The sequence below is a fragment of the Rahnella bruchi genome (genome assembly GCF_003614975.1).
GTDB lineage: Bacteria > Pseudomonadota > Gammaproteobacteria > Enterobacterales > Enterobacteriaceae > Rahnella > Rahnella bruchi.
The window spans coordinates 1-12,918 of the sequence record NZ_QZWI01000015.1 but is presented as its reverse complement, the minus strand read 5'-3'; the positions used below and the strand labels follow the sequence as shown (position 1 = coordinate 12,918).

Here is a 12,918-nt window from a genome sequence, read left to right as displayed (position 1 = left end):
TCATTTCTGTTTAGCAGGCTGCGAAATCGCTGCCTGCTGAATTTCATTCTTAAAATTATTGTGGGTTGATTGGATCCAGCCAACCCCATTTGTCTTCGGTTTTGCCTGTGAACAAGCCGAAGAACGCATCCTGAATTTGTTTGGTGACCGGACCACGTTTGCCGATGCCGACCTGAATGCCGTCAACACTGCGAACTGGCGTGATTTCTGCGGCGGTACCGGACATGAAGACTTCGTCTGCCAGATACAGAGATTCACGGGACAGAACTTGTTCACGCACTTCCAGGCCCATGTCTTTCGCCAGTTTAATAATAGCGTCGCGGGTGATACCCGGCAGGGCGGAAGAGGTAAACGGAGGCGTAAACAGAATGCCCTCTTTCACTTCAAACAGGTTTTCGCCAGCGCCTTCAGACACATAACCGTGAACGTCCAGTGCGATACCTTCCTGATAACCGTGGCGACGTGCTTCGCTGCCGACCAGCAATGAGGACAGGTAGTTACCACCGGCTTTTGCCGCTGTCGGGATAGTGTTCGCAGCAACGCGGTTCCAGGAAGACACCATCGCGTCGATACCCTGCTCCAGCGCTTCTTCACCCAGATATGCGCCCCATGGGAAAGCGGCGATGATCACGTCAGTTTTGTAGCCATCCGGTGGGTTAACGCCCATACCCACATCGCCGACAAACACCAGCGGACGGATATACGCGCTGACCAGATTGTTTTTGCGCAGGGTCTCGCGGCAAGCTTCCATCAGCTCATCCACGCTCTGAGAAACCGGCATACGGTAGATTTTTGCGGAATCGCGCAGACGCTGCATATGTTCACGGTGACGGAATACGACCGGCCCTTTGTGGGAGTCGTAGCAACGCACGCCTTCGAATACGGAAGTGCCGTAATGCAGTGCGTGTGACATGACGTGAACTTTTGCTTCTGCCCACGGAACCATCTCGCCATTGAACCAAATGTAATCAGCTTTCTTCGTCATTCTCTCGTTCCTTTACTCACGCATTCGCGCGTATTTGTTGTGATGTATGTTGCTGGATCTCGACACAAGCGACATCCATAAGTTTGCGTAACTGTGAAGACAGTAAATCCACCGGGCGCTGGCTGGCAACGGTCAATTCGATATTTATGTTTTCCGCATTGACCATCGGGGTCATGTTCATCGCGCACACCTGGAAACCACGGTGGCGAACAACGCGTAATACGCGTTCTAACATTTCAGGGCGGAAACGGGCCTGGATTGAGACGTTATGCTGCATCATGACATTTTCTCCAACATGGTTTCGTTGCCTGCGCCCGGTGGAACCAGCGGCCAGACATTCTCATTTTCGTCGATGGAAACCTGAAGCAAATACGGGCCTTCGCTATTGAAGAACGCATCCAGAGCGGCATCGACTTGGTCTTTACGGTGAATACGCTGGCCGGGGATGTTGAATGCGCTTGCCAGCGTCACAAAATCGGGATTATCAGAAAGGTTGGTTTCACTAAAGCGTCCGTCAAAGAACAACTCCTGCCACTGCCGGACCATGCCTAACCGCTGGTTATCCAGTAACAGTATTTTGACGGGCAGCTGTTTTCGCTTGATGGTGCCCAGTTCCTGAACGTTCATCATGAATGAACCGTCACCGGAAACGCAGATCACCATATCGTCCGGACGGGCAACCTGTGCGCCGACGGCAGCCGGAACCCCAAAGCCCATCGTGCCCAGACCGCTGGAGGTGATGAAGTTTTCCGGGCGGCTGAACTGCATATGCTGCGCAGTCCACATCTGGTGCTGCCCGACGTCGGTGGTCACGACGGTACTGGCAGATTTACGATCTGAGATTTGTTTCAGTAACAGCGGCGCATAGATGGCTTCACCCGGATGATCGTAGCGCCATTCGCCCTGTGCTTTCAGGGTCATCACTTCATCACGCCAGGCATTGATATTCAGCGGCTGGTGCAATGCCGGTAACAGGGAGTTCAAATCGCCCTGCAACGCCACGTGCGCCTGACGCAGTTTGTTCAGCTCGGCGGGATCGATATCCATGTGGATAACGGCCGCGTTTGGCGCGAAGGTATTCAGTTTCCCGGTCACCCGGTCATCAAAACGTGCACCGACGGCAATCAGTAAATCACAGGACTGAACCGCCAGATTCGCGGCTTTGGTGCCGTGCATGCCGAGCATCCCCAGGTAACATGGGTCAGCGGCATCCGGTGCGCCCAGGCCTTTCAGGGTCGCAACAGACGGAATTCCTGTGGCTGAAATGAATTCACGTAACGCCGGAACCGCCTGTGCTATGCCCACACCGCCGCCGACGTAAACCATCGGTTTTTGTGCTGCGGCGATCATCGCGCTGGCCTGTTCCAGTTCAGCTATCGGGTGCGGGAAAATCTCTTCCACCGCCAGCAGATGCGGTGGCAGTTCGCCGGTCGCCAGCTGAATGTCTTTCGGGATGTCGATCAGAACCGGACCCGGACGCCCGGACGTGGCGATGGCAAACGCTTCAGCCATGATTTCCGGCAGTGCGTCCAGCGATTCGACCAGGAAGCTGTGTTTGGTGCAGGCCAGGGATAAACCTAAAACGTCAATTTCCTGAAACGCATCGGTACCGATGAAGGCAGAACCGACCTGACCGGTGATGGCAACCAGAGGAACGGAGTCGAGCAAGGCGTCGGCCAGACCGGTGATCAGGTTGGTCGCGCCAGGGCCGGAAGTGGCGATACACACCCCGACTTTACCGGTTGAACGGGCATAACCGATGGCCGCCATTGCGGCGCCCTGCTCATGCCGGCACAGAAGGTGTTCCACGCCGCCGTCATACAATGCATCGTATACCGGCATGATTGCCCCGCCAGGATAACCAAATACTGTATTTACACCCTGCGCACGCAACGCTTGTACTACCCACTGTGCTCCATTCATCCTTATTCTCCTGCCTTTTTGCGACAAGTGCAGAATATTATGCTGTTGCTCATTTTCCGACCCCGCTTCACTGTTCTCTGAAATTCCTGACCCAAAAAAAAACCCCGGACCTTTCGGTGCGGGGTTTCTTTTCAGTTTCAGGCTTGTTTAATAAGCCTTTCTTCGTCCAAGTGCAGCCCCGCACGGTGGGATAATAATCACCACCACGCTAATCACGACTAGGCTAACTACGAGGAGAAGGGCTTTCATTTTTAGGTTTCTGAAATTCATATTGCGAACGATTACCTACAGAGTTATCACAGTCAGCTATTTAATGACAACACTTTTCTTGCGTTATTATTTGCAGTCCGTTGCACAATCCGCAAGAAATCGTCAGATAAATCAAACCTTAGCGTGATCATTGACCGCCTGATTATTTATTGCTCCGGCAATGGCTTTTCCGCGGGTATCCCGGCCAAATGCCACCAGAACAGAAATCAGAATGGCGACGGTACCGGCTACAATAGCCATCGCCAGTCCGTAATTATGTCCGTGACTTTCGGCAATGTAGGCCTGAAGTGTCGCATTCACTGACGCAATCAGATTCCCGAGCTGGTAGACGAACCCCGGCAGAACGGCGCGCGTGTTGGCGGGCACCAGTTCGGTAAGATAGGTTGGCACCACGCCCCATGCGCCCTGCACCATAAACTGCATCAGAAACGCCCCGAGCCCCAGCATCCACGAACCGCCGGAGAATGCCCATAAGGGAATGACCGGCAGGGAAAGCAGCGCGGCGATGATAATGGCTTTCTTACGACCAATCTTTTCAGAAAGCGCACCGAAGAAGACCCCGCCAATAATTGACGCGATGTTGTAGCTTATGGCAATTAAACTGACGGTATGTGCATCGAAACCATGCTGAACCTTCAGGAATGTAGGATAGAGATCTTGCGTACCATGGCTGAAGAAATTAAAGCCTGCCATCAGCACCACGAGATAGACGCACAGCTTCCAGTTTTTCTTCAACACCGGCATCAGGGCCGTGCTTTCGTTGCGTTCCCGCGCCGCCAGCCAGACCGGTGATTCCTGCACTTTGAACCAGATAAAGGGCAGCAGGAAAATCGGCACCGCACCTATCACAAACATTCCGCGCCAGCCCACCACGTTAAACAGCAAGCCATACACCACAGCGGCCAGAAGATAACCAAACGGATAACCTGCCTGGAAAATCCCGGACATCAGACCGCGTGAACGGTCAGGAATCGTTTCCATCGCCAGCGAAGAAGCCACGCCCCAGACACCGCCCATCGCTATGCCGTAAATAACGCGAAGGATGAGGAATACCGTCAGCGAAGGTGCCGCCGCAGTACACAGTTCGAAGAATGAAAACAGCGCGATGTTGACCATCAGCACCGGCTTGCGCCCGTATTTTTCCGCCGCACGCCCGAAAAGCAGCGCGCCAATGGGCCGCACGGCCAGCGTCAGCAGAATAGCCAGCGTAACCTGTTTGATATCCACCTGAAACGCCGTGGCAATATCACTGAGCAGGAAGACCAGAACGAAGAAGTCAAAGGCATCAAGAGTCCAGCTGAGGAAGCTGGCGATGGCAACGTTACGCTGCCGAGAAGTCCAACCAAACATGGGTGTATCCCTATTCCGGAATAGCTGTAGGTTATGCGCTCACCGTAGCGTTCCGGAAAACCCTCAGTAAGGCCGCGAGATGTTAATCAATGATTCGCATTTGTTTATTTATTGTTAAATACAATCAAATTAAACACCTCAGCCTGTATAACCAGCAACTTAATTAGCGGCCTAATTTGTTTCCGAAGACATCAAACTGTTAATGAGTATTGCTGAGGTTGCGGCGCACCTCGCATTACTCCCTGCTAAACGGCTGACTTACAAAATATTTATCCGTGATAGTACGCATCGTGCAAATCTTCTCCCCGAAAAAGTTTCAGGCTCAGGCATGCTGCCGTCAGGAAATCTCACAGCAAAGGAATCAGCATGACATTAGCCGTGGTGCATACCCGCGCCTCACTGGGTGTTCAGGCGCCCGGCGTCTCGGTCGAGGTACATATCAGCAACGGTTTACCGGCTCTGACACTGGTCGGTTTACCTGAAACCACTGTCAAAGAAGCCAGGGATCGGGTGCGCAGCGCCATCATCAACTGCGGATTCACCTTTCCGGCAAAACGCATCACCGTGAATCTTGCGCCTGCCGATTTACCTAAAGAAGGTGGCCGGTACGATTTATCCATTGCGCTGGCGATTCTGGTGGCCTCTGAGCAACTTCAGGGGGATAAGCTTGAGGAGTACGAGTTTGTGGGAGAACTCGGGCTTTCCGGTGCATTGCGCAGCGTGAATGGCGCAATTCCGGCAGCACTGGAGGCGCAGAAAGCGGGCCGGATATTGATCCTGCCGCAAAATAATCAAACGGAAATGACGCTGCTTGATCCCGGCGTGGCAAAAGTTGCCGGGCATTTGCTGCAGGTCTGTGCATTTTTGCAGGGCGAAGACAATTTGCCTGCCATCGAATTTTCCGCTCATTCGCCGGTTCAGGCACATCAGCCGGACATTTCGGAGATCATCGGACAGGAACAATCTAAGCGCGCACTGGAGGTCGCGGCGGCAGGCGGCCATAACTTGTTGCTGATAGGACCGCCGGGCACCGGAAAAACTATGCTGGCGAGCCGGTTGCCGGGATTATTACCGCCGCTGACCAATGAGGAAAAGTTAGAAACCGCTGCCATCGCCAGTCTGGTGTATAACCCGGAAGAAGACGGCGGGTTTTCACGCGTACGTCCATTCAGGGCGCCGCATCACAGCACGTCGATGAGTGCGCTGGTAGGCGGTGGCTCGCTGCCCAGACCGGGAGAAATATCGCTGGCACATAACGGTGTGCTGTTTCTTGACGAACTACCTGAATTTCAGCGGCAGGTTCTGGATGCTTTACGCCAGCCGATGGAATCCGGGGAAATCACCATTTCCCGCGCAAGGGCGAAAGTCCGCTATCCGGCAAGAGCGCAGCTGATTGCCGCGATGAATCCCAGTCCGACCGGGCATTATCAGGGCATCCATAACCGCACGCCGCCACAGCAGGTTTTACGCTATCTGAGCCGTCTTTCCGGGCCTTTCCTTGACCGGTTCGATCTTTCTATTGAAGTCCCGCTGCTGCCGCCCGGCATTTTGAGTCAGCAAAACCATACTCCCACCCTCCGGGAAAGTAGTGGACAAGTGCGGGAACGGGTGCTGTTCGCCAGAGAGATTCAGTTAAAACGCGCGGGCAAAATCAACGCCCATCTGAGCAGCAGCGAAGTGGAAATGTATTGCGTATTAACCAAAGCGGATGCGGAATTTCTCGAAGAGGTACTGCATAAACTGGGATTATCGGTCAGAGCCTGGCACCGCATTCTGAAAGTCGCGAGAACATTGGCTGATTTGGGGGGCGTGGAAGCGATTGAACGAAGACATATTGCTGAGGCATTGAGCTATCGCAGCATGGATAGGCTATTGTTAACTCTGCATAAGAGTCTGGCATAAAAAAACGGGGCATCGCCCCGTTTCATTAGTCATCGCTTTCCGTGTAGTCTTCTACAGCGTCAGCCTGCGGTTTACCGCCAGACAACGTGTGGAATTTCTTCGGACGACGGGTGCGGACAATGTATTTGTTCCACACTTTCTCTGCATCTGTCACAGGTTCACGCGTACCGCGGCAAACCTCCAGGAACAGTTTTTCTTCGTCGTTAGCAGGCTCACGTTTTCCCAGATCCAGCTCGTTAAATGCAAAGCCGTAACGTTCTAGCATTTGCGCTTCTTTAATGGTGAAATCGCCATGCCGGGAGAACCCGCGAGGGTAATGTTTATTATCAAAAAAACGATTTGTCGTGGTGAAGCTTTCCGCCATCTGACACGCTCCTAATTCTCTCATGGTCGTGCTGTTATGGCGCGGAGTATTAGTTAGGCTTGACATTGTGTAAAACAAAACATTTAAATCTTAACGACAAAAAATATTGGAGATAGTTTTGGACACGGAATTACTGAAAACCTTTTTGGAGGTCAGTAGAACTCGCCACTTTGGTCGGGCGGCGGAATCCCTTTATCTGACGCAATCTGCTGTCAGCTTTCGTATCCGACAACTGGAAACCCAACTTGGCGCCAATTTATTCACACGGCATCGCAATAACATCCGCTTAACGCCCGCAGGAGAGCGTCTGCTGCCTTATGCAGAGAATCTGATGTCGACCTGGCAAATGGCGAAAAAAGAGGTGGTGCGCTCGTTACAGCACACTGAGTTGTCGATTGGTGCCACGGCCTCACTTTGGGAAGCCTATCTGACACCTTGGATGCAGTCGCTTTACACCCAGCGTGGCACGCTGAGACTCGAGGCACGCATCGCCCTTCGCCAATCGCTGGTAAAACAATTGCATGAAAGACAACTGGATTTACTGATCACTACTGAACCGCCAAAGATGGATGAGCTTTCAAGCCAGCTGCTAGGTAATTTCTCGTTACGACTTTTTTCATCACAGAAAACGGTCAGGCAAGAGCATCCGCCGTATGTGAAACTGGAATGGGGCGCAGATTTTCCGCAACAGGAAAAGCTGCAAAACAGCGATCAGGAACCGGTGCTGACCACAACGTCTGCGCATCTGACACGTCAGTTGCTGGAAAACACCGGGGGTTGCGCTTTCCTGCCCGCACATTGGGCAAAGGAATATCCTCAGCTGGCAGCGCATGAAGACATCCCTCCGGTGATCCGCCCGCTGTACGCCGTCTGGCTGCAAACCAGCGATCAACAGGTTCTGATCCGCCAGTTACTCAAAACACCGCTGCTCACTAATTTCTGAAGCCGTTCTGATTCAGGACGGTTCCGGCCTCGGATGACGTGCTCTTCTGGCTGTCCAGAAGGTGCCCATCCCTTTTTGCAATCCGATGAAGATGAACAGCAAAACGCCCATCACGATTTTGGTCCACCATGAGCTGAGCGTGCCATCGAAGGTAATGTAAGTCTGAATCAGCCCCTGAATGAGCACGCCAAAAAGGCTGCCTAACACTGTGCCTACGCCGCCGCTCAGCAACGTGCCGCCGATGACGACAGAAGCGATAGCATCGAGTTCTACACCGCTGGCGGCAAGTGCGTAACCCGCTGACGTATACAGCGAGAAAATAATGCCGGATAACACGGCCAGCGTGCTTGAGAGCATGTAAATATAAATCGTGGTACGACGAACCGGCACCCCCATCAGCGCAGCCGATACATTACTTCCGCCGACGGCGTAGACGTTGTTACCAAATCGTGTGCGATGCGCCAGAATAATCCCGCCCAGTACCACCAGCAGCATCACCAGAGCCAGTAAAGTGAAACGCCCACCACCGGGCATTTTCCAGGCGTAATTGGCGAGAAAATCATAAACCGGATGATTAATCGGTAACGATTCTTCCGAGACGATAAAACTCATCCCACGGACAAAAAACATGCCCGCCAGCGTGATGATGAAAGCCGGCAGTTTCAGCGTATCAATGATCCATCCCATCAGCGCACCAAATAACGCGCCCATCAGCAGGACAATGACAAAAGCGTAACCCGGTGCAACCCCGTAAGCGCCGATCAGTTTGGCCAGCAAAACCCCGGTAAACGCGATAACAGAGCCTACTGACAGGTCGATGCCACCGGAGAGGATAACGAACGTCATACCGACGGCGACAATGCCGAGAAAAGCGTTGTCCGTCAGTAAATCAAAGAATACGCGCGTGGACGCAAAGCCCGGAAACTGCGTGAAGCAGTAAGCATATCCGGCCAGGAAAACCACGATAGTAATCAGCAGGGGCAGATTTCTTTTAAGCATTATCCCTTCCTCCGGAACAGATTACTGAGTGAAACCCGGGGCGACTGAACCACCAGTACGGCGAGAACCACCAGAGCTTTAAGTACCAGATTAAATTCGGGTTTAAAGCCGGAAAGCAGAATACCGGTGTTCATCCCCTGAATAATCAGCGCACCGACTACCGAAAGAAGCAGGTTGAAGCGGCCGCCCAGCAACGAGCCCCCCCCAATGACGACGGCCAGAATGGCGTCGAGCTCCAGCCATAATCCGGCGTTATTGGCGTCCGCCCCACGGATATCAGCCGTCACGATAACGCCCGCGACGGCTGCGCAAATACCACAGATAACGTAAGTGGAAATCAGGACCAAACGGGCATTTACACCGGCGTTGTAAGCAGAACGAATGTTGATACCGACAGATTCAATAAACAGTCCGAGCGCCGTTTTGCGGGTCAATGCCCATACCAGTACCAGCATGACGACGGCAATTATCACCGGCATCGGCAGATAGAACAGAGAACCGCTGCCAAACTGCGATAAACCGTTGTGTTCAAACGTGACGATCTGCCCTTCAGTAATCAGCTGTGCGATACCCCTTCCCGCGACCATCAGCATCAGCGTGGCAACAATGGGTTGTATTTGCAGGACTGCGACCAGAAATCCATTCCACAAGCCGCATATCGCGCCGACACCAATCGACGCCAGTAATACTATCGCCAGCGGATATCCCTGAACGGTCATGGTCGCTGCCGTTGCGCCCGCTATTGCCATCACAGCCCCAACGGAAAGGTCGATACCGCCGGTGGCGATAACCAGCGTCATTCCCAGAGCCAGCAATGCGACGGGCGCGCCGCGATTGAATATGTCCACCAGGCTGCCAAACAGACGGCCATCCTGAATATGAATAGAGAAAAATCCGGGGGCGACCAGACTGTCGATCACTAATATTGCGATAAAGGCGCCGATTTGCGTGGCACCTTTAGGAAACACAAATCTTACTTTGCGCGGTCTTCCCGTCATTGGCAGACTCCTGTTGCTCATTGATATCTCCTCATTGCGCCGCAATGGCTTTCATAATGGCTGGCACGGAGATCTCAGCCTGCTCAATTTCGGTAACATGTCGCCGGTCGCGTAACACCACGATGCGGTCGGCATACCCTGACAGCTCTTCCAGTTCGGATGAAATGACCAGTAAGGCCAACCCTTCATCGCAAAGTTTCTCAATGAGCCGGATGATTTCTGCATGAGCCCCTACATCAATGCCGCGGGTTGGCTCGTCAAGAATGAGGAAACGGGGGTTGGTCGCCAGCCAGCGGGAAAGAAGCACTTTCTGCTGATTACCCCCGGAGAGATACTGAATTTCCTGCTCTGTTCCGGGTGTGCGGATACCGAGCAGTTTGATAAATTTTTCGGCGATCTGATGCTGCTCTTTCATCGGTAGAGGGCGCAACCAGCCGCGCTGTGCCTGTAAGGCAAGAATGATATTTTCACGCACTGTAGCGGCCCCGATAATGCCATCGGTCTTGCGATCTTCCGGACAGTAACCAAATCCAAGCTTCGCAGCCTTTCGGGGCGTGCTGATGGTTTCTGATTTACCATCGACCTGTGCGCTGCCGCTGTCATGTCCCTTGATACCGAAGATCAACTGCGCGGTTTCTGTTCGCCCTGATCCCAGCAATCCGGCCAGGCCCACAATTTCGCCACGCCGCACTTTCAGATCGAAATTTTCAATCACTCCACGACGACCATAATCCCTGAAATCCACTAAAGGCTCGCCCGTCACATTGCGGTGCCCGGTACGTTTTAGCAGGCTCTCATCAAAGCTGTGTCCCAGCATCATAGGCACCAGATCGATACGCGGCAGATCAACAGTACGTTCAGATCCCACCCGTTTGCCGTTCCTTAAAACAGTTATCCGGTCGCTGATGCGATAAACCTGATCGAGGAAATGAGTCACGAAGATCATACCCACACCTTTTTCGCGTAACTGAACAAGAATATCGAGCAGCATGCTGACTTCTTTGGCATCAAGGCTGGCGGTGGGCTCATCGAGGATCAGTACCTGCGCAGACAAATCCACCGCGCGGGCAATGGCCACGATCTGCTGGATAGCAATGGAATACGTGGAGAGAGGCTGGCTGACATCCAGATGCAGGCCATAGCCTTCAAGAAGCGTTTCAGCCTGTTGTTCCATCTTGCGCTGATTGACCAGCCCGAAGCGGGTTGGCTCGCGCCCGATGAAGAGATTAGCGGCTACGGAGATGTTCGGCAGGAGATTTACTTCCTGATAGACGGTGCCAATCCCAAGCGTCTGAGCATCAGCGGTATTAACAGGTTCGATCGATTTTCCGTTGAGGAAGACTTGTCCGGAGGAACGCTTATAAACACCCGTAAGTGCTTTAATCATCGTGGACTTGCCCGCACCATTTTCACCTAACAGTGCCACTATTTCGCCACGTTCAAGCGTGAAGTCGACATTTTCCAGTGCTTTCACGCCAGGGAATTCAACGGATAAACCGCGGACTTCAAGCAGTGTTTCAAAACCAGGATTATCCGTCACATCACTACTCCTGCTGCATTCGCCAGAGGGCGAAAAGGGAATAATTTTTACCGGCCTGCCACAATGGCAAGCCGGTAAACCGGCTTAATAACCCATGTCTTTTTTCATGTCATATTCTTTCTGAGCCATATCCGGCAGGATCAGCGCAGACTGAGTTTGAATGAATTTCTTCGGCTGAGTCCCATCCTTTTTCATTGCGATCAGGGCATCAAATGCAGGGCCTGCCATGTTAGGCGTCAGCTCGACAGAAGCATTCGCTTCACCCGCTAACATCGCTTTGTATATGTCAGGAACACCATCGATTGAAACGATTTTGATCTGCGAGCCAGGTTTCAGACCGGCTTCTTTAATGGCCTGAATTGCACCGATTGCCATGTCATCGTTATGGGCATAAACGGCACAAATGTTCTTACCGTTTTGTTCTGCCTTAATGAAGCTTTCCATGACTTCTTTGCCTTTACTACGGGTGAAGTCACCAGATTGCGAACGGATAATTTTGACGTTTGGCGCAGCTTTCAGTGCATCGGCAAAGCCTTGCTTACGGTTTAATGCGACGCTGGCGCCCACTGTGCCTTGTAATTCAACAACATTACATGGTTTACCGGCCACTTCTTTCACTAACCAGTCTCCGGCCACTTTGCCTTCATACACGCTGTCAGAAGCGACTGCGGCGGTGTAAAGGGAAGGATCACTGACTTCGATAGTACGGTCTAACAGGAATACCGGGATCTTGGCTTCTTTGGCTTCCGTCAGAACAGGAGCCCAGCCAGTTGCCACAACCGGCGCGATGAAAATGGCATCCACGCCCTGAGCGATGAAGGAGCGGATTGCCTTAATTTGGTTTTCTTGTTTTTGCTGTGCATCAGCAATTTTCAGCGTGATACCGCGTTTTTCAGCCTCGGACTTAGACACTTTTGTTTCCGCAGAACGCCACCCAGACTCAGAGCCGATCTGCGAAAAACCAACAACCAGCGGAGCTGCGTGAGCCGCGCCACAAAGTGCTGTTGCCACTGCTGCTGCCACAAATAAGCGTTTGTACATGTTTCTTTCCTCGCGTGTAGTCTGAGCTACTTTTTGTTATGACTCGTAGGGTACGGCCAGGACGTTCACCCGACATTAGTCTTCATTTCTCGCTCCCAGACGTCAGGAAAAAGAATGAAAACTGTAATGTCAGGAGCGGTTTGTCGTCACAGGACGATGATTAGGTTTAGTACACTGGAAAAAAGGGAGCATGAGCGGGGTCACATACGGGGATAACAATCAATTAGTGCATGTATTCAGCCAAAACATGACAAAAAACAACCAGGAAAATGGGGCATGTTGAGCGTAAATGGTGCAAAAGTCGTCAGGGAAGGGATTTTATTGGAGGATTAATGAACGCGGGAAGAAGGGAGTACAAATTGCAGACGAAAAAAAACCCCTCGCTTTCGCGAAGGGTTTCAATATGGCAGGGGCGGAGAGACTCGAACTCGCGACACCCGGTTTTGGAGACCGGTGCTCTACCAACTGAGCTACGCCCCTAAATGACGCTTAACATTATGCCTGCTAAAATTAGCAGGCATAATCAAATAATTGGCGGAACGGACGGGGCTCGAACCCGCGACCCCCTGCGTGACAGGCAGGTATTCTAACCAACTGAACTAC

The 12,918-nt window shown here is 52.5% G+C and carries 12 protein-coding genes and 1 tRNA gene; 2 read left to right on the top strand and 11 right to left on the bottom strand.

The window, feature by feature from the left end:
• Positions 1 to 55: 55 nt before the first annotated feature.
• The 5 genes from D5398_RS20165 to D5398_RS20145 form a co-directional block, all read right to left on the bottom strand.
• On the bottom strand, positions 56 to 985 hold the full coding sequence (locus D5398_RS20165; RefSeq protein ID WP_095924174.1) for a branched-chain amino acid transaminase: 930 nt from the start codon (positions 983 to 985) through the stop codon (positions 56 to 58).
• Between the two features lie 16 nt (positions 986 to 1,001).
• On the bottom strand, positions 1,002 to 1,265 hold the full coding sequence (gene ilvM / locus D5398_RS20160) for an acetolactate synthase 2 small subunit (RefSeq protein ID WP_013577547.1): 264 nt from the start codon (positions 1,263 to 1,265) through the stop codon (positions 1,002 to 1,004).
• Positions 1,262 to 2,908: an acetolactate synthase 2 catalytic subunit gene (ilvG, locus tag D5398_RS20155; RefSeq protein ID WP_120509226.1), complete on the bottom strand. Its 1,647-nt coding sequence runs from the start codon at positions 2,906 to 2,908 to the stop codon at positions 1,262 to 1,264. Before ilvG ends, ilvM begins: the two co-directional genes overlap by 4 nt.
• A 147-nt stretch (positions 2,909 to 3,055) precedes the next feature.
• Complete coding sequence (gene ilvL / locus D5398_RS20150; protein ID WP_015699153.1) at positions 3,056 to 3,157, bottom strand: ilv operon leader peptide; 102 nt, start codon at positions 3,155 to 3,157, stop codon at positions 3,056 to 3,058.
• Between the two features lie 132 nt (positions 3,158 to 3,289).
• On the bottom strand, positions 3,290 to 4,528 hold the full coding sequence (locus tag D5398_RS20145) for an MFS transporter (protein ID WP_120509225.1): 1,239 nt from the start codon (positions 4,526 to 4,528) through the stop codon (positions 3,290 to 3,292).
• 366 nt (positions 4,529 to 4,894) lie between these two features.
• On the opposite strand from D5398_RS20145, the gene D5398_RS20140 reads away from it, so the two are divergent.
• Entirely contained in the window at positions 4,895 to 6,430 is a 1,536-nt protein-coding gene (locus D5398_RS20140; protein ID WP_120509224.1) for a YifB family Mg chelatase-like AAA ATPase, read from the top strand.
• A gap of 25 nt (positions 6,431 to 6,455) precedes the next feature.
• Here the strand turns inward: D5398_RS20140 and D5398_RS20135 are convergent, their stop codons facing one another.
• Entirely contained in the window at positions 6,456 to 6,794 is a 339-nt protein-coding gene (locus D5398_RS20135) for a MaoP family protein (protein WP_112290286.1), read from the bottom strand.
• A gap of 118 nt (positions 6,795 to 6,912) precedes the next feature.
• On the opposite strand from D5398_RS20135, the gene hdfR reads away from it, so the two are divergent.
• Positions 6,913 to 7,737: an HTH-type transcriptional regulator HdfR gene (hdfR, locus tag D5398_RS20130; RefSeq protein WP_120509223.1), complete on the top strand. Its 825-nt coding sequence runs from the start codon at positions 6,913 to 6,915 to the stop codon at positions 7,735 to 7,737.
• 12 nt (positions 7,738 to 7,749) lie between these two features.
• On the opposite strand, the gene yjfF is transcribed toward hdfR, so the two are convergent.
• The 5 genes from yjfF to D5398_RS20105 all read right to left on the bottom strand — a co-directional run bounded on the left by yjfF (position 7,750) and on the right by D5398_RS20105 (position 12,795).
• Positions 7,750 to 8,736, bottom strand: a complete 987-nt coding sequence (gene yjfF, locus D5398_RS20125) for a galactofuranose ABC transporter, permease protein YjfF (protein ID WP_120509222.1) — start codon at positions 8,734 to 8,736, stop codon at positions 7,750 to 7,752.
• The gene (gene ytfT, locus D5398_RS20120) at positions 8,736 to 9,755 is read right to left on the bottom strand and encodes a galactofuranose ABC transporter, ATP-binding protein YtfT (RefSeq protein ID WP_120509221.1); all 1,020 of its coding nucleotides are present in this window, start codon (positions 9,753 to 9,755) and stop codon (positions 8,736 to 8,738) included. Before ytfT ends, yjfF begins: the two co-directional genes overlap by 1 nt.
• Positions 9,756 to 9,765: 10 nt before the next feature.
• Complete coding sequence (ytfR, locus tag D5398_RS20115; RefSeq protein WP_208646040.1) at positions 9,766 to 11,247, bottom strand: galactofuranose ABC transporter, ATP-binding protein YtfR; 1,482 nt, start codon at positions 11,245 to 11,247, stop codon at positions 9,766 to 9,768.
• A gap of 111 nt (positions 11,248 to 11,358) precedes the next feature.
• A complete protein-coding gene (gene ytfQ / locus D5398_RS20110) occupies positions 11,359 to 12,315 on the bottom strand; it encodes a galactofuranose ABC transporter, galactofuranose-binding protein YtfQ (protein ID WP_120134436.1) in 957 nt (318 codons plus the stop codon).
• Between the two features lie 404 nt (positions 12,316 to 12,719).
• A tRNA-Trp gene (locus D5398_RS20105) sits at positions 12,720 to 12,795 on the bottom strand.
• Positions 12,796 to 12,918 lie beyond the last annotated feature (123 nt).